The sequence below is a fragment of the Lonsdalea britannica genome (assembly GCF_003515985.1).
GTDB classification, from domain to species: domain Bacteria; phylum Pseudomonadota; class Gammaproteobacteria; order Enterobacterales; family Enterobacteriaceae; genus Lonsdalea; species Lonsdalea britannica.
This window is the reverse complement of record NZ_CP023009.1, coordinates 1,974,797-1,994,622: the sequence shown is the minus strand read 5'-3', so window position 1 is coordinate 1,994,622 and position 19,826 is coordinate 1,974,797. Positions and strand designations below refer to the sequence as shown.

The 19,826-nt window shown below is 57.2% G+C and carries 14 protein-coding genes and 3 tRNA genes; 4 read left to right on the top strand and 13 right to left on the bottom strand.

Annotation, left to right across the window (positions count from 1 at the left end; genetic code table 11):
* Nucleotides 1–63 precede the first annotated feature (63 nt).
* The 3 genes from CKQ53_RS09155 (at nucleotide 64) to CKQ53_RS09145 (ending at nucleotide 395) form a co-directional block, all read left to right on the top strand.
* Nucleotides 64–140: transfer RNA gene (locus CKQ53_RS09155), tRNA-Met, on the top strand.
* A 50-nt stretch (nucleotides 141–190) separates the two neighbouring features.
* Nucleotides 191–267, top strand: a tRNA-Met gene (locus CKQ53_RS09150).
* Nucleotides 268–318: 51 nt separating this feature from the next.
* Nucleotides 319–395 (top strand) — tRNA-Met (locus CKQ53_RS09145).
* Between the two features lie 113 nt (nucleotides 396–508).
* Here the strand turns inward: CKQ53_RS09145 and amiC are convergent.
* Complete coding sequence (gene amiC / locus CKQ53_RS09140) at nucleotides 509–1,747, bottom strand: N-acetylmuramoyl-L-alanine amidase AmiC (RefSeq protein ID WP_085651485.1); 1,239 nt, start codon at nucleotides 1,745–1,747, stop codon at nucleotides 509–511.
* Nucleotides 1,748–1,979: 232 nt separating this feature from the next.
* Between amiC and argA the strand changes: the two genes are divergently transcribed.
* On the top strand, nucleotides 1,980–3,305 hold the full coding sequence (gene argA, locus CKQ53_RS09135) for an amino-acid N-acetyltransferase (RefSeq protein WP_085651486.1): 1,326 nt from the start codon (nucleotides 1,980–1,982) through the stop codon (nucleotides 3,303–3,305).
* A 74-nt stretch (nucleotides 3,306–3,379) separates the two neighbouring features.
* On the opposite strand, the gene recD is transcribed toward argA, so the two are convergent.
* The 12 genes from recD to rppH all read right to left on the bottom strand — a co-directional run bounded on the left by recD (nucleotide 3,380) and on the right by rppH (nucleotide 19,516).
* Nucleotides 3,380–5,242, bottom strand: coding sequence for an exodeoxyribonuclease V subunit alpha (recD, locus tag CKQ53_RS09130; RefSeq protein WP_094117849.1), 1,863 nt, complete (start codon nucleotides 5,240–5,242; stop codon nucleotides 3,380–3,382).
* Nucleotides 5,235–8,798 carry an exodeoxyribonuclease V subunit beta gene (recB, locus tag CKQ53_RS09125; RefSeq protein WP_094117770.1) on the bottom strand — a complete coding sequence of 1,188 codons (3,564 nt, stop codon included), beginning with the start codon at nucleotides 8,796–8,798 and terminating at the stop codon, nucleotides 5,235–5,237. Before recB ends, recD begins: the two co-directional genes overlap by 8 nt.
* Nucleotides 8,795–9,208 carry a hypothetical protein gene (locus CKQ53_RS09120; RefSeq protein WP_094117771.1) on the bottom strand — a complete coding sequence of 138 codons (414 nt, stop codon included), beginning with the start codon at nucleotides 9,206–9,208 and terminating at the stop codon, nucleotides 8,795–8,797. Before CKQ53_RS09120 ends, recB begins: the two co-directional genes overlap by 4 nt.
* A gap of 23 nt (nucleotides 9,209–9,231) precedes the next feature.
* The gene (gene recC / locus CKQ53_RS09115) at nucleotides 9,232–12,648 is read right to left on the bottom strand and encodes an exodeoxyribonuclease V subunit gamma (protein ID WP_118894918.1); all 3,417 of its coding nucleotides are present in this window, start codon (nucleotides 12,646–12,648) and stop codon (nucleotides 9,232–9,234) included.
* A 32-nt stretch (nucleotides 12,649–12,680) separates the two neighbouring features.
* Nucleotides 12,681–13,079, bottom strand: coding sequence for a prepilin-type N-terminal cleavage/methylation domain-containing protein (locus tag CKQ53_RS09110; protein WP_085651490.1), 399 nt, complete (start codon nucleotides 13,077–13,079; stop codon nucleotides 12,681–12,683).
* Nucleotides 13,066–13,518, bottom strand: coding sequence for a YgdB family protein (locus tag CKQ53_RS09105; protein ID WP_085651491.1), 453 nt, complete (start codon nucleotides 13,516–13,518; stop codon nucleotides 13,066–13,068). Before CKQ53_RS09105 ends, CKQ53_RS09110 begins: the two co-directional genes overlap by 14 nt.
* The gene (locus CKQ53_RS09100) at nucleotides 13,505–14,104 is read right to left on the bottom strand and encodes a prepilin peptidase-dependent protein (protein WP_094117772.1); all 600 of its coding nucleotides are present in this window, start codon (nucleotides 14,102–14,104) and stop codon (nucleotides 13,505–13,507) included. Before CKQ53_RS09100 ends, CKQ53_RS09105 begins: the two co-directional genes overlap by 14 nt.
* Complete coding sequence (locus tag CKQ53_RS09095) at nucleotides 14,098–14,589, bottom strand: prepilin peptidase-dependent protein (RefSeq protein ID WP_244201029.1); 492 nt, start codon at nucleotides 14,587–14,589, stop codon at nucleotides 14,098–14,100. The genes CKQ53_RS09100 and CKQ53_RS09095 overlap by 7 nt, the downstream gene beginning before the upstream one ends.
* A 272-nt stretch (nucleotides 14,590–14,861) precedes the next feature.
* Nucleotides 14,862–15,656, bottom strand: coding sequence for a thymidylate synthase (gene thyA / locus CKQ53_RS09090; protein ID WP_085651493.1), 795 nt, complete (start codon nucleotides 15,654–15,656; stop codon nucleotides 14,862–14,864).
* A 31-nt stretch (nucleotides 15,657–15,687) separates the two neighbouring features.
* The gene (gene lgt / locus CKQ53_RS09085; protein ID WP_085651494.1) at nucleotides 15,688–16,554 is read right to left on the bottom strand and encodes a prolipoprotein diacylglyceryl transferase; all 867 of its coding nucleotides are present in this window, start codon (nucleotides 16,552–16,554) and stop codon (nucleotides 15,688–15,690) included.
* A 179-nt stretch (nucleotides 16,555–16,733) separates the two neighbouring features.
* Nucleotides 16,734–18,980 carry a phosphoenolpyruvate--protein phosphotransferase gene (gene ptsP, locus CKQ53_RS09080; RefSeq protein WP_094117773.1) on the bottom strand — a complete coding sequence of 749 codons (2,247 nt, stop codon included), beginning with the start codon at nucleotides 18,978–18,980 and terminating at the stop codon, nucleotides 16,734–16,736.
* An 11-nt stretch (nucleotides 18,981–18,991) separates the two neighbouring features.
* Complete coding sequence (gene rppH / locus CKQ53_RS09075) at nucleotides 18,992–19,516, bottom strand: RNA pyrophosphohydrolase (RefSeq protein WP_085651496.1); 525 nt, start codon at nucleotides 19,514–19,516, stop codon at nucleotides 18,992–18,994.
* Between the last annotated feature and the right edge of the window lie 310 nt (nucleotides 19,517–19,826).

Here is a 19,826-nt window from a genome sequence, read left to right as displayed (position 1 = left end):
ATGGATTTTTGCCAAAAAGGGGTTGCATAGAAACGCTTGGAGAGTATAGTGCGCTTCCACGGACGCGGGGTGGAGCAGCCTGGTAGCTCGTCGGGCTCATAACCCGAAGGTCGTCGGTTCAAATCCGGCCCCCGCAACCAATTCACGTTTGAGACGTGAAAGCAGTAAGAAAGAAAAGCCATAATACGGACGCGGGGTGGAGCAGCCTGGTAGCTCGTCGGGCTCATAACCCGAAGGTCGTCGGTTCAAATCCGGCCCCCGCAACCAATTTATGCCTGAGAAGTGAAAAGCAGTAAGAAAGAAAAGTCAGAATACGGACGCGGGGTGGAGCAGTCTGGTAGCTCGTCGGGCTCATAACCCGAAGGTCGTCGGTTCAAATCCGGCCCCCGCAACCAATTAACATTAAGCACCTTAACGGGTGTTTTTTGCGTTTTAGGGCCACCTCATCTTCAGGTTTTTCAAATCGAAAGGGACGCACCGTAGCCCGTCCTCCCCTTCTCTTCGCTAACTATCTGGCCCGCTGAGCGAAATACGCTTTGATCCCTTCGAAAATAGATTGCGCCACCTGCTGCTGGAATCGTGCAGTACGCAATTTACGCTCTTCTTCCGGATTACTGATAAAGGCGGTTTCCACCAAAACAGAGGGAATATCCGGCGCTTTTAATACCGCGAATCCCGCCTGGTCGACGCTATTTTTATGCAGGTGGTTGATGCGCCCCATCCGACGCAGAATTTCTCCGCCGAACTTGAGGCTATCGCTAATTGTCAGCGTCTGCACCATATCCAGCATCGTGTGGTCGAGATAGCGATCGCCGCTCATGCTGACCCCACCGATGAGGTCGGATTCGTTCTGAGTCTGTGCCAGAAAACGCGCAGCAGAACTGGTCGCTCCCTTTTTCGACAGCGCAAAGACCGACGACCCTTTAGCCGCACGGTTGGTAAACGCATCCGCGTGAATGGAAACAAACAAATCGGACCGCTGCTTGCGGGCTTTCGCCACTCGCACCTGTAGCGGTATAAATACGTCTTCATTGCGTGTCATATACGCTTTCATGTTGGGTTCACGATCGATCAACGCTTTCAGGCGACGCGCAATTTGCAGCACGACGTCCTTTTCACGCGTCCGATTTTTGCCGATCGCGCCGGGATCTTCCCCGCCATGTCCCGGATCCAACATCACCACCAGCGGTCTTTCCCGACCGGGCTTTCCGGCAAGCGGCGCCTCCGTCGGCAGCGTACGTTCAAGATCGCCCTTGTTGTAATCCTCCAGCAACGCCAGCAGCGGATCTTCCGCATTGTCGTAGCGACCCTCGATCGGGTAAAGATCAAGCACCAGACGATTTTTGAATCCGGCGACCGGCGACAGCGCGAATGTTTTGGGGCTGACCTGCTGCTTCAGTTCCAGCACCAGCCGCACCGTCCGCTTGTCGAACTGTCCTGCCCGGGCGGTCTTGATATAAGGGTCGCCTTGATTGAAACGCTGGCCTACATTTTTTAGCACGCTGTTCAGCGAGACATTTTCGATGTCCACCACCAACCGCCGGGGATTATCCAGCATGAACTGCCGATACTTCAGAGGATGACTGGATTCCAGCGTGACGCGGGTATAGGCCGATGCAGGCCAGATACGCACGGCGATAATCTGCGATGTGGCGGCGATACCCACGCCGGTAACACTCAACAGCCAGGTCGCAGCCGCACCCTGTAATAGTCTTCGGCGGGTCAGGGGGTGATTCGAATCAGACATGCAGCTCCGGTTTACGTACGGGGTAACAACTAATGACGATAAAAAGGTTATGTTTTTCAGAAACGCCCGAAACTTTAGCGAATCTGCCCCATACTGTCATGGAAAAAGTTTCCCGCTTGAGCGTGAATACAGGGGTCGCGGCATGAAAAAATGCGGACGATGAAACGCTTGCCTTTTACGCCATTAAGAATAAAAATACAAAAATACCGAATAAAAATTCAGGGGGCTCGCAGTGAAGGAACGTAGTACAGAACTGGTCCAAGGCTTCCGCCATTCAGTTCCTTATATCAACGCGCATCGCGGAAAAACGTTCGTCATCATGCTCGGCGGTGAAGCGATTGAGCATGAAAACTTCAGCAATATCGTCAGCGACATCGGTCTGCTTCACAGCCTGGGCATCAAGCTGGTAGTTGTCTACGGCGCCCGTCCGCAGATCGACGCCAATCTGGTCGCACACCATTGCGAGCCGACCTACCACAAACATACCCGTATCACCGACAGCACTACGCTGGAGCTGGTGAAGCAAGCCGCCGGCATGCTACAGCTGGACATCACCGCCCGCCTGTCGATGAGCCTGACCAATACGCCGCTGCAGGGCGCGCATATCAACGTCGTCAGCGGCAATTTCGTCATCGCCCAACCGCTTGGCGTGGATGACGGCGTGGACTACTGCCATAGCGGCCGTATTCGTCGTATCGACGAAGAGGCGCTTCATCGACAGCTGGCGAGCGGCGCTATCGTGCTGCTCGGCCCTGTAGCAGTTTCCGTGACCGGCGAAAGCTTCAATTTAACCTCAGAAGAGGTAGCGACGCAGCTGGCGATAAAACTGCGGGCGGAAAAGATGATCGGCTTCTGCGCCGAGCAAGGCGTCACCGACGAGAACGGTAATGTAATTCCGGAAATGCTGCCGGAAGAGGCACAGCACCTGATTCAGAGCCAAGAGGAAGTGGAAGACTTCAATTCCGAAGTGGTACGTTTCCTGCGCGGTGCCGTAAAAGCCTGCCGCAGCGGAGTACGCCGCAGCCACCTCATCAGCTATCAGGAAGAGGGCGCGCTATTGCAGGAGCTGTTTTCCCGCGATGGTATCGGGACGCAGGTCGTCATGGAGAGCGCCGAGCAGGTGCGCCGCGCGACCATCAACGATATCGGGGGGATTCTGGAACTGATTCATCCGCTGGAACAGCAAGGGATCCTGGTGCGTCGCTCCCGCGAACAGCTGGAAATGGAAATCGACAAATTCACCGTGGTCGTTCGAGACAACCTGACCATCGCCTGTGCGGCGCTTTATCCGTTCCCTGAAGAAAGCATTGCCGAGATGGCGTGCGTGGCGGTGCATCCGGAATACCGCAACTCTTCCCGAGGCGACCAGCTACTGCATCACATCGAGACTCAGGCCCGTCATCAGGGACTTAAACGCCTGTTCGTGCTGACGACGCACAGTATCCACTGGTTCCAGGAGCGCGGCTTCCAGCCCGCTGAAGTCGCGATGCTGCCAAGGCGTAAGCAGGAGCTGTATAACTATCAGCGCCGCTCGAAAATACTTGTCCTGGACCTCTAAAGCGCTCACGCCGGACCAGACCGGCGCGAAAGCTCTGTTCTTTCGCGCCGCCTCTTTCTTTCATCCTTTTCGATTTAACCCGACGACTCCACCATCAAAGATCGAATACGCGCCTCAAGTCCGCTATAGCGCTGCGTCGGCGTACTCACCGCCCGACACAATATTGCGCTATCGCTGAAAAGCGACAGACGCTGTCGAGCGCGAGTGATCGCGGTGTACACCAACTCACGCGTCAAGACGGGTAGAAAGTGATTCGGCAGCGCCAGCGACGTGTGTTCGAACTCGGAGCCTTGAGACTTATGCACCGTCATAGCATAGGCCGTTTCATGCGGCGGCAGACGGCTAGGCGCGACCGATTTGGTTCGACCATCCGGCAGTTGGAAATAGACCCGCAGCTCCCCTTGTTCGTTCGTCATACTAATGCCAATGTCGCCGTTGAATAGCCCCAGCACCGCGTCGTTTCGCTCAACCATTACCGGACGGCCGACATACCAGCGCCCGCCATTAAGCGTGGGCCGTTGAATCAGTCCCGCCACCTGCAATGCGCGTTCAATCCTCTGATTCAGTCCGGCGACGCCAAACGGCCCCTCTCGTAGCGCACACAGCTGTCGGTAACGTTGAAAAGCTCGCAGTACTTGCTCCGGAGCATCACCGCGATGAATACGCTGAAGATAATCCGTGTACCCGTCCACCGCCTGATCCAACAGGCGCTGATAGTCTGCGTTATCCGCCAGAGGCAGACAGACGATATCGTCATACCCGTGCTGCAAAATAGCCTGTAGCTGTGCTTCGTCGCCCCGGTTGACCGCCTTCGCGAACTGACCAATGCCCGAGTCCGCTGTGAAACGGTAACTCTTGCGCAGCAGACAAATGCTGTCAGCCACCGAGGCATTTTCCGCCGAGCCCGGTTCTAACGTGCAACCGGTAAGGCGATTCAGCTGCAGACCGCGCTTCTGGCTATAGCCCTGTTCGGCGAAGCGACAGATGTCGCCCAGCACCGCCCCGGCCTCGACCGAAGCCAGCTGGTCGCGGTCGCCCAACAGGATGATGCGGGCCTGCGGCGGCAGCGCGGCGATCAGATTCGCCATCATCGGAAGATCGACCATCGAGGCTTCGTCCACCACCAGGACATCCAAATGCAGCGGATTATCCTGATGGTAGCGCAGACGCTGGCTGTCCGGCACCGCCCCCAACAGGCGGTGCAGCGTGGTAGCTTCCTGCGGAAAAGCCATTCGCTGAGCGTCGCTGAGCGGCAGCTGGCTTAACACGCTGCCCAACGATTCGGTGAGACGCGCGGCGGCTTTTCCAGTGGGCGCCGCCAGCTGAATACGCGGCGACGGCCCATCCTGCAGTTCTATCAGCGCCGCCAGCAGTCTGGCGACCGTCGTCGTTTTACCGGTACCCGGCCCTCCTGAAATCACCGCAATTCGCCGGGTCAGTGCGACCGCCGCTGCGATCTTTTGCCAGTCGGCTTCGCCCTCCACCGCAGGAAACAGGCCATCCAACACCACGCGGATACGGGCTTCGTCATAGACAGGCTCGGCACGATTACCGGCGATAAACTGCGCGACTCGGCACTCTCCCTGCCAGCTGCGCTGCAGGTACAGATTGTCCTGCTGAAAAACCAGCGGGGCAGGATCTTCACCCTCGCCGACGGCGGGTTCGTTCAACAACCGCTGTCGCCATTCACCTTCATCCGGTTTCCCTAACCGCTGCCAGATTTCCTGAGCCAGCGCCCGATCCCGACCGTCAAACAAGGCGTTAGGATGAAGCTGTGACAGCGGCAGACAAACGTGCCCCGCGCCCACGTAGGCGCTGAGGCACGCCGCCGCCAGCAGGAGATACGGCTGGTCGTCGTCCGCCAGCATCCGGGCAAACTGCACGTCCAGCGGACGCAACCAACGCCGCTGACGCGCTTCTTCCAACAGTTCAATCATGCCCGACATGCGCGCCCTCCGTTACCTCTTCGCCGCAAAACAAACCATCCATATCGTCGACAAACGCCCGGGACGGACGCGAGAAATAGATCCCGTTGCCGGGATGCTCGGCGCTGACGCCGCGTAAAAACAGATAAAAAACGCCGCCGAAGTGCTGTTCGTAGTCGTAGTCTGGCAGCCGGTGTCGCAGATAACGATGCAACGCCAGCGTGTAGAGCTGATACTGCAAATCGTACCGATGTTCCGCCATCGCCCGCATCATGGCATCCTGCGTATAGGCGCTGGCGTCATGCCCCAGCCAGTTGGATTTGTAATCCAGCAGGTAGTAACGCCCCTCCCAGACAAACACCAGGTCGATAAATCCCTTCAGCATGCCTTTGACCTGCTGGAACGATAAGGCCGGGCAGAGCGCGGAGAGCGGGTCATGATGTCGTATCAGACTATCCAACGCGTCGGCGGTGAGCATCCGCTGGATCGGCAGATAGAACTGCATCTCGGCCTGTTTATGCCCGTTACCCAGCTCGGCGAGCCGAATCCCGTCATCGTTAAGCGGCAAGCTCAGAACGTTCTCCATCCAGGGTTTCAGCACCGATAACCACTCATCCTCAATGCCATAGTGCCGAAGCTGTTCCAGTAGCCACTCGTCATCGATCGGCTGGGTGAAATCCAGCGTCTCGAACAGGCTGTGCAGAAACGTGCCCGGCGCGGCGCCGCGCGGAAACGAATGCGGCGAACGCTCTTCCACGTCCTCTTCCGCCGTTTCGCCCATCGAGTCGATATCGAAACGAGGCAACAACCCCTGAATGGTCTCGGAGCCATGCTGCTGCAACCCTGAGTAGCTGGTCACCCGCCAGCCGTCGCGCAGCCGACGGGTGTTGCGGCGCGCCTCGAGCGACGGCGGCAACGCCAGCTCGGGCTGCCACGGCTGTTCATCCTGCGCTGCCGCTATGCTTAAGCCGATACCCTCGCCTACCATGCCTTCAAGCTCAGCGATTAACGCCTCAGCGCTCGCGGCCTCACCGCGCTGCAACAAATAGCCCAGCGCGCTACGATGCATATCGCTATCGCCCTCTTTCTTCCGGGTTCCCTGAAACAACGGCGCGACCCCGACCGCACAGTGATAAACGGCGCGGGTCAACGCCACGTACAGCAACCGTAAATCCTCCGCCAACCGCTCTTCTTCCGCCAGTTGCTGACTCTCTTCGCCGTTTTGCAGATCCAGCATGGCCCGAAAGTTTTTCCGGTCATGATAGATACCTTCCTGCTGAGGGCGAAAATTGCCGATGAAGGGCAACCAGACCAGTGGGTATTCCAACCCCTTGGATTTGTGAATGGTGACTATCTGTACCAAATGGCGGTCACTCTCCAGCCGGAGCTGCTGATTTTCCGCCTGCGGGTTAGGCTGGGCGATCTGCTGGGCCAACCAGCGCACCAGCGCGTGTTCACTGTCTAACGACGCCGAGGCCTCCTGCAACAGTTCGCCGATATGCAGAATATCCGTCAGGCGACGTTCGCCGTCGACGCTCGCCAGCACATCCTCCGCCAGTCGACGATGCGTCATCAGCGCACGCAGCATCGGTAGAACGCCGCGCTGCAGCCAGAGCTGCCGGTAGCGGGAAAACTCGTCAACCAGCGCATCCCAACTTGCTTCACTGCGGCTCAGCGCGTCCAGCGACGGCGCATCCATTCCCATGATGGTGGTCGCCATCGCCGCACGCAGCGCGCGCTCCTGTTCCGGCGCCAGCACCGCCTGCAGGATCCACAGCATTTCCCGTGCTTCCGCCGTGGTGAATACGCTGTCGCGGTTGGACAGGTAGACCGACGGAATATACAGACGGTTCAGCGCCTGGCGGATCAGCATCGCCTCACGGCGGCTGCGCACCAATACGGTGATATCCGCCGCCTGCACAGGGCTCTTTTGGCCTTTGCCCTTCATCAGCCATGCCTGCCCCAACTGGCCGGCGGTCAGCCAGTCGCGGATCTGCCCTGCGCACTGACGAGCCATCACCTGCTGATATTCTCCTACCCCGGTGCCTTCCTGACCGCTCAGCCAGAACTGCAGCGCCGGCGTTTTCACGCCGTTCATTTCAAAAGCATAAGACTGGTTGGGCGGCGCCGGGTTGACGGGCAGAAACGGTATTTGCTCGAAAATAAATGGGGCATCGACGCGCTGGAACAGCTGGTTCACCGCCGCCACCATGCCCAGCGCGGATCGCCAGTTGGTGTCTAGCGTATAGTGTGACGACACCTCCGCGCGCGCGCGCATGTAGGTGAAAATATCCGCCCCGCGAAAGGCATAAATCGCCTGCTTCGGGTCGCCAATCATTAACCAGCCACACTGTGGCTGGTCAGCATAGATCGTATGGAAAATGCGATATTGCTGGGTATCCGTGTCCTGAAATTCATCGATCATCGCCACCGGATAACGCGTGCGAATCGCCTCCGCCAACTGCGCGCCTTCCGGCTGCTGCAATGCCTCATCCAAACGCCCCAAGAGATCGTCGAAGCCCAGCTCCGCCCGGCGCTGTTTCTCTTCCCGCACCGTGCGCTTGATCTCTCTCAGCGCCAGCCAGATGACCAGATCCTTGAGCGTCAGTGACTCCTGCAACAGCTGATCCACCGAGCTGAACACCGGGTGCAACGGCGGTTCGCCTTTGGTCGTGCTATCGATCAGCGCCTGCTGGCTAAAGCGTTTCAGATCTTTCGGCAGCTGGTAACTCTGCGTTGGCTGTTCGGCCCACTCGCCAATTTTGTGTATCCAGTTGGGCAGATTGCGACTGCTGTAACTCCGCTTATTGACCCCCGACGCACTGATCAGCGCCTCGAGACCAGACGCTTCACGCCACGCGTGTTTGAAGCTATCAATCAGCGCCACAATACGCTGATGACGCTCCAGCAGCGTTTCTTCCTGCTGCGGTTTACGCAGCGTCGGCGTTTCACCGTGAAGATACGGCAGCAGCGTCTGCAACAAGGCTTCTGGCCCCCGCCACTGTTCACTCAACACCCTCACGACGTCCAGAGGCAGCGGATAGCAGTAGCGACGCCAGAAGTCGGCGCAGGCCTGACGGCGCAGCGGCTGCTCATCTTCCAGCAGTCGCTGTTCGAACAGGATGCCGGACTCGAAGGCGTGGGTCGTCAGCATCCGCTGGCAGAAGCCATGAATCGTGTAGATGGCGGCTTCATCCATCTGTCGCTCCGCTCGCAGCAGCACCTCGGCCGCCTCCTGATGCCAACCCTGCGGGATGTCGGCCAGCAGTTGCTGCATGAGCGCATCACCCTCCTCTCCGCCCAGACAGGCGAGATAGAGAGCATGGATATTTTTACGGATACGCTCGCGCAGTTCTTCCGTCGCCGCCTCCGTAAAGGTAACCACCAGAATCTCTTCGACGAGCAAGGGACGCGGATAGGCGTGTTCACCACCTAGCCCCAGCAGTAAACGGAGATAAAGCGCGGACAGAGTATAGGTTTTGCCCGTTCCCGCCGACGCTTCGATCAATCGCTCGCCAGACAGCGGCAACGTGAATAAATCAAGAGAATGAGGAGTCACTGTCGTCATGGTTTTTTTGCCTGCTGAGGTGACACGATGTGGAGTAAGGCGCAAATGTTGAAATGACGACCCCGTTTAGCCGCCTTCTCATCCATCAGCCTTTTAACGCAGACACTCTGTCGCAAAATATTCAGCCTCAGCATAGGATTGAAAAAGTTCGGCTCCCGCGTCGAAATCAGCGCTCGCAGCAATAAACTGCGTTTGAGCAAGGCACGCCGCTCCCGCTCTAACGAGCCCAACGCGCGCATTTTTTTTCCTGACGCCTGTCGCGACGGTATTGATGTGCTGATGCACCGTTGCCGATACAGTTCGATATTCGTCGTGGACATTGCCTGCCATTGGGTCGGCACCGCCGTAATGTCTTGTTGCGCTACGGCAACGCGTTTCTGCAGCGCTTTTTTTGCGGATCTCAGAGACACGACCTCGCTCCACCGGTTGCCGTTCAAAACTGGTTGAACCGTACAGCGGGGAGTAGCCAGGTTTCCGCTGCGACCGTCACCTGTGCAATCCGTTCAAGGTCCATCTCCCGTACGATTCGCTGCAGATAATAATCTTCCCCTTCGCCGGACAGGTTGAACGTTCCCTGCCACGCTTCCAGCAGCTTTTGCTGCGCTTTATTGAGGGTGGTTTCATCGGACAACAGGCTGTCGCTGTCACGATCGTAGATGACCTTCAGCCAGGCGCCGCCGGAGCGATTAAGCAACAACAATGGTTGATTCATCCCTTGCTGATAGCCGCTAATCATTAATGCCATAAACTCCCGCGCCTGCGCTTCGCTCAGCGCAGGAAAACGCCAGCCGCTGTCTTCCCGCCCGTAGATCCGACTATCGCCTTCCCCGCCGTTCAGACAGTAGGCCAGATGCTCCAACCACAGCATCATGCCATCCACCAGCGAAATTTTCCCGGGACGCCAGCGCAGCAAACCGTCGTGCTGAATTTGCGTCAGCCAGCCCGTGACGCGTACGCCATCGAGCGTAATATCTAGTTCCTGGCTATCCAACATGTCCAACTGCCGCTCTTCGCGCACGCGAGCCGCCAGATCGCGCATTTCATCCAGCTGCGTCTGCCAATACAGCTCGCCGAAGGCGCCATAAGGCAGCTCCCCAGCCGCGCGCATGCGCCGATAGAGTAAATCCGCATCCCCGTCGTTGATCAGGGCATTCAGCAGCAGGGTATTCATCTGATAGCGATCGAGGTGATCGACTAAAAATGGCTCCTCTTCTCGCAGCTCCTGATCGTCGAGCACAAAATTCACACCGAGACGCAGTTGGAAAAATGCGCGTACAGGATGCCGGTAGAAGCGTTTTAGTTCGTCCAGCGTCACTTCGTCGTACTGCTGCTCCGGCAACGGCAGGTCGAACGGGGGTTGGCTTGCGCCTTCACGCCCCGCCGCCGCCAGCCACTCGGCGGCAAAACTCTGCGGCGTGCCGTCGGCGATGAAATTATCCGCATCAAACGGCATGCGCGGATGCTCGCAACAGAGCACCGCCAAAAGACGTTCGGCGCTGACGTCGCCGTCCAGATCTTCATCGCCCGGCACACAGTAACTTTGGGCGATGTAGTCCAGCAGCTCACTGACCAGCACGGAGGGAAAACGCGGGCTGTTATCCTGAATGGAGTGGCCGATATAGCTGATATAAAGTCGATTCTGCGCCGACAGCAACGCCTCCAGAAACAGGTAGCGGTCATCTTCCCGTCGGCTGCGATCGCCGCGGCGGCGATGCCGGGACATCAGGTCGAAACCCAGCGGCGGCAGCGTACGCGGATAAACGCCATCGTTCATGCCCAGCAGGCAGACTGCTTTAAAAGGGATAGAACGCATCGGCATCAGCGTGCAAAAATTCACGGCGCCAGCCAGGAAACGCTGACTGAGCCTGTCCCGGTCGAGCCGACCGGCCAGCTCGCTGCGTAACAGCGTGACGGGCACGGACTGCGGATAGCGCGCCAGCATGCCAGTGTTGATAATCTGCTGCCAGTGCTCCTCGATCAGCGTCAATGCCGCTTCGGCGTCACCGTCCGGCAAAAAGAAATCGTCCACCAGTTGACGACACAGCGGCTGCCACTCTTCCAACGTCCGCGGCTGCTGCAAACGCTGCCGCCACTGGCTTAACTGCATCAGCAAATCCGCCAGCTGTCCGGCCAGCTCGGCGATCAGCCCGCTGGATTCATCATAAGGAAGCACGCCGCGCCAGTCGCCCGCGTGGCTGTCCATCGCATACCCCAGCAGCATACGTGTGATGCCGAAACGCCAGGTGTGCTGACCGGTCGGCGGCAGCATCAGCTCTCTGACGTTGTCGTCGTCCAACCCCCAGCGAATGCCGGACTCCGTCACCCAAAGCCGCAGGCGTCTTAGCCCCTCTTCGTGAATGCCGAATCGACTCGCCAGCGCAGGAACTTCTAAGAGCGCCAATACCTGTTCCGCCATAAATCGGCTGGTCGGCAGTTCCAACAATGACAGCACCGCTTGCAAAGCAGGATGCGCATGACGCGCGCGCTGATCGGAGATGGAAAACGGCAGATAGCGATCTTCCGGCGCGTTACCAAAGACGGCCTGAATAAACGGCGAATAGCTGTCAATGTCCGCCACCATCACGATGATGTCGCGCGGCATCAGGTCGGGATCATCGGCCATCATCGCCAGGAGCTGGTCATGCAGCACTTCCACCTCACGCTGCGGACTATGGCAGGCATGCACGGAGACGGAACGATCCCCCGGTGTCAGAGGACGTTTGTGGCGTCTCTGTTCTACGCTATCGTCTTCCGTCAGGGCGATGTCGCTGTTCTTGCCAGTCACGACGATACGGCTGTCTTCCAGCTCCAGAATATCCCGCTGTAGCCCGCTAAGCAGATGCTGCTCCTCGATATCGACATATGCAGAGACGCCGTTCGTCTCATCGAGCTGCTCCAGTAAATGTAAATTGTCGCGCCCCAGCTTGCCCCAGGAGGCCAGCAGCGGATTACCCACATTTTGTTCGCCATCCTCTTTAAACAAGGACTCGGCACGCGCCGGATCGCGGAACAAGGGGCGGCTTTCTGCCGTCATATGCCGATGCTGATACAAGCGCCACTGGCGTCCTTTCAGGCGGGCCAGTGACGCCTCATCTTGTATGTCGCCCCAATAATAGCGACAGGGATTGGTAAACAGCAGGTGTACGTCGATATGTTTGCCCAACGCATTCAAGGCCTGTAGATAAACCGGCGGCAGTGCGGAAATGCCACAGATAAAGACCCGATCCGGTAGGCCGGGAGGACGGCGTTCCGCCTGTTCAAGCACCTGAACAAACCGCTGATACAGGATGGTGTGGTGCCATTCTAGTTGTCCCAGAGATTGCGTGTATTCCACCAGCCGCCGCCAGAGCGGCGCCTGCCACTGCTGAGCATCCCCGGCCTCATCCACCCACAGTTCCTGCTGCCAGCGCATAATCCAGTCAGGACGATAAATCAGATATTGATCGAACAGATCGGCCGTGCGACCGGCCAGTTGATGCAGCTTGCGATCATCGTTGTCCTCTTCCAGATAGTGGGCCAATAGAGCGAAAGCCGGATCGTCCAGCTGCTGAGGCAGCAGATGCATCAGTTTCCAGCTCATGGCTTCTTTGCTAAAGGCGCTTTCTTTGGGAATTTCGGGGATCAGCCGCCGACACATGTCCCACAAAAAGACGCCCGGCAGCGGAAATTGGATATTAGCGGCGATATGAAATTTCTCGGCCAGTTCAATTTGGAGCCACTGCGCCATACCCGGACTTTGTACTAACACCATTTCCGGCTGGAAAGGGTCGGTAAGCGGCTGTTGCTGCATTAGCACCGCCGTCAGCTCCTTCAATATATCCAGCTGATTGGAATGGTAAACCGTGAACATGGTGACTCCTGACCGTGCGCTGCCGTTTATGTTTATGATGTATTCGAAGTGGGCTCTTCAGTGTCCGTCGGCGGATAGCAGAGCCAACGCGTGAGCGAGGCGGAATAGTGCCGCGGCGTCACTACGGCCGCCGTGACCCGCTGGCACTGCGGGCCGTACGGTTGCACGTTGAGAGAGCTGGTCCAACCTTCCGGCAACGACGCGGTGACGGTTTGGACGGGCACGCCTGCGTCCTGTGCCTCTAGCTGTTCATTTACCCACCGCCAGGCCTGACGCTGCTGCCATTGGTACTGTAGCGACCGTTGAAGTATTAAATGATATTGCAATAATCCGGTCAGAGAAACCGCGAACAGCAATGCGGCAATCAGCGTTTCAAGCAGGCTAAACCCGCTCTGATTTCCGTCGAACGACAGTTTCTTAATGAACGACACAGTAACGCGCCTCCGGTTCTGGGCAGAAGTCGAGCCATCCCTGCGACATCGCCTGCAGCAGCACGGCACCGTCGATGGTCTGCGCCGCGACGCGCTGATATAACCGCAGCGGCGGCGTATTCACTTCAAACTGCCCCTCGCCCCGCAACACGCCCTGATTGCCGGAAGAAGATATATGCAAACAAACCCGCAGGCGGTCCATCGAGAGCGTGCGACACTGCCACATATCCCCATTTTCCTGCCAGCGTTGACTCATTCCCCATTCAAGAGAAGATAGCCCCTGATTGAAGGCTTTCCAGTAATGCTGTTCGTCCTTGCCCTGTTCCATCCAGGTTTCCAACTGCTTTTGCATACCGACCAGCAACAGCACCCCAAGGGAGATAAGCACCATGACGATCATCAAGGCGTTGCCCGACTGGTGACATTTAGACGGCATCATGATTACGCCTCGCGACCCACCGCTGCACCTGCTGTTTGATCTGCGGCCTGTCAGTCCAGTAGCCTGACAGCCCCAGCAGGTATAACGTTCCTCGACTGCCCTGTTGTGAAGAAACCTGAAATCCGGTGATGGTCACTTCATTGGGGTCGAAGAATTTCTCCCAGCGTTTCCCCCGGCAATGGGCATAGCCGGTTTGGACCTCAAGCGCCCCCTCGCGCAGACGATAGCTGAAAAATTCGCCCTCCTGCCGTTCGCCGGGGTCCCAGTGACCGCTACGGTTCACGTCGTAGGCAACCGTCAGGCAACTTTGAGTCGAATTCGCGCCGTCGGGGCTCAACGTAATCGCCTCGCCCCGGCAACTTCCCGCGCAAAATCCCGCGCGAAGGATATCTTTTTCGATAACGGATAGGGCCTGGCTGAGCGTTTGCTCAAGACGAAAGGCGTTGAGTCCCTGCTGACTCTGCTTATTCAGCACAGAAAACAGCTGTACGACCGCAAGAATAATGATGCTGACAATGCCAAGCGCCAGCATGACTTCCGGCAGAGAAAAACCGCCGATACGACATTTTCTATCCGGCATCAGCATATTGGAGTACCCAACAGCGGCTGACCTTCACTGCACAGCCTCAATCGCCCACGCACGGAAAGGACCAACCGGATACGCCCCGCCGCACTTCCCAACGTCAGGTGGCCCGATTGCGCCGTATGGCGCAGACCAAAGAAGGAAAACTGCTGCGCCGTAGCGTCGACCAGCTTAATATCGCGCGATGTCGGAATAAAAAAATGCGCGCTGTCCGCCGGACAGTCGCCGCCTGATGTCGCCGGCCCTACGCACCAACGTTCCCCGACACGAAGTACCTGCGCCGTATGCGTCTCGTTACGCCAGTTGGCTTGAGTTTGTATACGCGCCACGACGCTCATCAACTGCCGTGCATTTTGCTCCAGCAGCATCGACTGACGATATCCTAACCAGCTATGTAGTCCTGCGCCGACCAGGAGAGATATCACCGCTATTACCATCACTAACTCCAGCAGGGTGAACCCCTGTTGCCATCCATTGCATTTTTTCATGCCGCTCAGTGTAGCGACAATCCCTATTTCCGACAGCAAAATGGTATCGGCTTTGCGCAGCGCCGCGTAGATTTTTTGAAGCGAAAACAGATTATTACTATTTAAATGCGAAGCGGTTCGCAAAAACCATCTTGAGCACAAAAAAAAACCTGTCGGCGAATCGCCCACAGGATATTTTCATGACTGGCCCAACGACGCCTGTATTCACTCCGGCGATATCGGGCGATGCCGCCGGAGTCAGGACCAGAGGCGCGAACGCCTCACATTAACGGTTAGATCGCGACAGGCGCTTTGATCGGCGGATGCGGATCGTAACCTTCGATTTCGAAGTCTTCGAAACGGTAGTCAAACAGAGAGGCGGGGCGACGTTTGATGATCAGTTTCGGCAACGGACGCGGTTCACGCGTTAGCTGCAGATGTGTCTGTTCCATATGGTTGCTGTAAAGGTGCGTGTCGCCCCCTGTCCAGACGAAGTCACCAACTTCCAGATCGCACTGTTGCGCTACCATGTGCACCAGCAGCGCATAGCTGGCGATGTTAAACGGCAGCCCCAGGAATACATCGCATGAACGCTGGTAAAGCTGGCAAGAGAGCTTGCCGTCGGCGACATAAAACTGGAAAAACGCATGGCAAGGCGCCAGCGCCATCTGATCGAGCTCGCCCACATTCCAGGCGGAGACGATGATGCGACGGGAGTCCGGATCCTGTTTCAACTGGGTCATCACTTTCTCCAGCTGATCGATCTGACGGCCATCCGCCGCGCCCCATGAGCGCCACTGTTTGCCGTACACCGGCCCCAGGTCGCCATTATCATCGGCCCATTCATCCCAAATGGAGACTTTGTTTTCGTGCAGATAACCGACGTTGGTATCGCCGTTCAGGAACCACAGCAGTTCATGGATAATGGAGCGCAAATGGCAGCGTTTAGTTGTCACCAGCGGGAATCCCTGCTGCAAGTTGAAACGCATCTGATGACCGAAAATCGATAGCGTACCCGTGCCCGTGCGGTCGTCTTTTGGCGTCCCCTCATCAAGCACTTTTTTCATCAGTTCCAGATACTGTTTCATACTACCTCATTTAAATATTGAATCGTTGCCATCACTGCCGGGCAGGCTGACGGCGATAAGCCCAAATCATCATCAGAAGACCTGCCAGCACCATCGGAATCGACAGGATTTGTCCCATGCTCATGATGCCGCTGAAAAGCCCTAACTGCGCGTCCGGCTGACGGAAAAACTCGACGATGATACGGAACAGGCCGTAGCCGATCAGGAACAGGCCGGACACACTGCCCATAGGACGTGGTTTGCGGATAAAGAGATTCAGGATGATAAACAGGACAACCCCTTCCAGCAGCAGTTCGTACAACTGCGACGGGTGACGCGGCAACACGCCATACTGATTCAGAATTTCCTGCCACTCCGGGTGCGTCGCCGCTAGCACGACGTCTTCGCCGCGCGAGCCGGGAAACAGCATGGCCCACGGCGTGTCAGTCGTCACGCGGCCCCACAGTTCACCGTTGATGAAGTTGCCCAGACGGCCCGCGCCAAGGCCGAACGGTATCAGCGGCGCAATGAAGTCGGAGACCTGGAAGAAGTTACGCTGGGTGCGGTAGGCAAAGCACAGCATGACGACAATCACACCGATCAGACCGCCGTGGAACGACATGCCGCCATCCCAGACTTTGAACAGGTAAAGCGGATTTTCCAGGAAGCTGGAAAAAGCATAGAACAGCACATACCCGAGTCGCCCGCCGATGAATACGCCGAGGAAGCCCAGATAAAGCAGGTTTTCGACTTCGTCTTTTTTCCAGCCGCTGCCCGGTTTGTTCGCCCGACGAACCGCCAGCCACATGGCAAAGACAAAACCAACCAGGTACATCAGACCATACCAGTGCAGCGATACGGGGCCGATGGAAAAAATTACCGGATCAAATTGAGGAAATTCCAGATAGCTCGTCGTCATCAATCACCACATTCTCGTTGTTTTGTCCCTGATTACGGGCTCAGCTAAAGGCAGGAAAACCGATGGAACGCCTGCCGCATTTCGCGGTTGCGCATAATAGCATAACGTATTAGGCCCCATGCCGGTGTTGCAGCAAAAGATCTGTAAAACATCGCTTCATCAATTGCGGTGACATCGCGTCAGCGGCCGCCGCGGATCAGGCCGCCCAAACCTCGTTCTTCAATAAACAGCGATGCCCACTGTCGCGCCTCGGTGGCGGTCTGCGCCGTCAGCGCTTTGTCCGCAAGCCGCCCGGCATCTTCCTGATCGATGTGACGCAGCAGATACTTGATACGCGCCACGCTGCGTCCGTTCATGCTCAGCGAGCGATACCCCATACCTATCAGCAGCAAAGCGCCCATCGGCTCGCCCGCCATTTCCCCGCAGACCGACACCGGCAGACGCTGCAGCCGGCACTGCGTGACGATCAGATTCAACGCCTGCAGCATCGAAGGATGAAGGCTGTCGTACAGCGCGCCGACATGGGGATTGTTGCGATCCACCGCCAGCAGATATTGCGTGAGGTCGTTTGTCCCCACTGAAACAAAATCAATGCGCGAACTGAGATGAGGCAGCAGGAACAGCATCGAAGGCACTTCGATCATGATCCCAATACGCGGCCGGGGCTGCGGGCAGTTCAGCATTTCCGCCACTTCGCCCGCCGCGCGGTCGATCAACCGACGCGCTTCGTCGATCTCGTCCAGACTGTTGATCATCGGCAACAAGATATGCAGATTGCCCAGCTCTGCGTTGGCGCGCAGCATGGCACGCACCTGTATCAGAAAGATTTCCGGCTGATCGAGCGTGACACGAATGCCTCGCCACCCCAGGGAGGGATTTTCCTCGCTGATCGGCATATAGGGCAACGGTTTGTCGGCGCCGATATCCAGCGTGCGCAGCATGACCGGATTGTCAGGATAAAGACGCAGCATGCTTTCATACTGCGCGACCTGCTCGTCCTCAGAAGGAAATCCACTTTGCACCATGAAGGGAATTTCCGTGCGGTACAGACCGACGCCGTCGACCTGATCGATGAAGCGTTTTTCATGCTCCGCGCTGAGACCGGCATTAAGCATCACGCGCACGCGCTCGCCGCTTTTCAGCATGGCCGGGCGGTTGCCGTCATCTTCCGTCAGCCGGTTGAGCTCCAGCTCTTCATCCAGTACGCGCTGATACTCCTGCACCAGCACCGGCTCGGGATCGACCAGCAGCTCACCGCGATAGCCGTCAAGGATCAGCAGCCGCTGATGCAATAACGCAGGCTGAATATCTGCGTCCATTAGGGTGGGGATCCCCATGGCCCGGACCAGGATCGCGGCATGCGAGTTGGCAGCGCCTTCGTGAACGACTATCCCGGCTAGCCTGTCTTGCGGCAACTCGGCCAGCAGCGTCGCCGTCAGCTCATCCGCCACCAGAATAAAACGTTCCGGCCATTGCGCCGTGCCCTGAATGCTATCGTCCAGATGAAACAGCAGCCGCTGTCCGAGCGCGCGCAGGTCGCTGGCGCGCTCACGCAGATAGGTATCTTGCAGCGTGGCGAACTGGGCCGAAAAACGCTCGATGACGACCTTGACCGCCCACTCCGCCGAACTGCCGGTATCCACTTCCTGACTTAGCTCTCGCTTTAACCGGGCGTCGTTAAGCAAATGAGAATAGAGATCGAATATGGCGGCGCTTTCTTTCTGCGCGCTGGCGCTGAAGCGTTTGCTGTAGCGGCGGAACTCCGCTGCGGCGTTTTCCATCGCCTGCAGCAGGCGCGAACGTTCACGATCGCTATCCAGACTGGACGCGGGAAAGACCTGCTCCAGGGAGGGCTGACTGCGATCCTGCCAGCCAGAGGCTATCGCCACCCCCGGCGCGGCGGCCAGCGCTTTGATCCGCGTTTGCCGGTATTGTCCAAACAGCGCTTTGATCTGGGACTGGGACAGAATGGCCGCCATCTGCGTGGCCAGCGTCACCATGAAAGATTCGTCGTTCTTGTCGAACTGTCTCAGTTCCCTTTGCTGCACGACCAGAACGCCCAGCAGCTGACGCCGGTGAATAATCGGCACGCCAAGGAAAGAACGGAATTGTTGTTCCCGAACCGCAGGAATGAATTGGAAGCTGGGGTGACTTTGGGCGTCGGCCAGATTGATGAGTTCAGCGCGCTCGCCGACCAATCCGACGACCCCTTGCCCGAAAGCGAGAGTGATGGGACGTCCCCGAGGTTTTTTTAACCCTCGGGTCGCCATCAGGTAATAGCAGTGACGATCGTGGTCGGCCAGGTAAATAGAACAGACTTCGGTGTCCATCGCCAGACAGATTTCGTTGACCAGAATATCCAGCGCATCCGATAACTGCGCCGTCGCGGCGACTTTCTCAATGACTTCTCGCAGGCGCGTGAGCATGGTGGGCTGAATTATCCTCTCTTCCGTCGGGGACTGGATGGCGACCGGGCCGAATTCTCCTGTAATTGAATAACCGAGGAGATAAACTCCTTCATGACCCGCCGATAGACGTCGCGTTTAAAGGAAACGACCTGTCGCACCGGATACCAAAAGCTAACCCAGCGCCAGCCGTCGAATTCCGGCGTGCCGCTGCTTTGCATGTTGATCTCTGACTCATTGCACATTAACTGCAACAGAAACCATTTTTGCTTTTGGCCGATACAGACGGGTTTTGTGTCCCAACGCACCAAACGTTTTGGCAATTTATAGCGTAACCAGCTGCGAGTTAAAGCCAGAATACGCACATCCTTTTTACGCAGTCCGACTTCCTCATATAGCTCACGGTACATGGCTTGTTCCGCCGTTTCACCAGGGTTGATCCCCCCCTGTGGAAACTGCCAGGAGTGCTGGCCGTAGCGGCGAGCCCACAGCACCTGCCCCTGCCGATTACAAATTACAATACCCACATTCGGGCGGTAGCCATCATCATCGATCACCGGACTACCTCGATAAACTGAAATGCTAAGATAACCTGATTGTTTCACACTCCCGCCAGGCGGTAAACTCCTGCTTATCATCGTCTTCTTTATAATAAGACGCCGATAACCCACAGATAGAATCAAAGTTATAAACATTACCCGGCTAATATCACCGGTTTATTCACTTTTTCTGTGGACATCTTTGTGAAGAACATCATGAAGAAAGTGCGCAAACCGGTTTTCAAGGTTTCGTACGCCCATCTATAACCGTAAAAATAATGCTTTAAATTAATAGAGTTAAGTGACTTTTCTACCGTTTTTCCCCCAT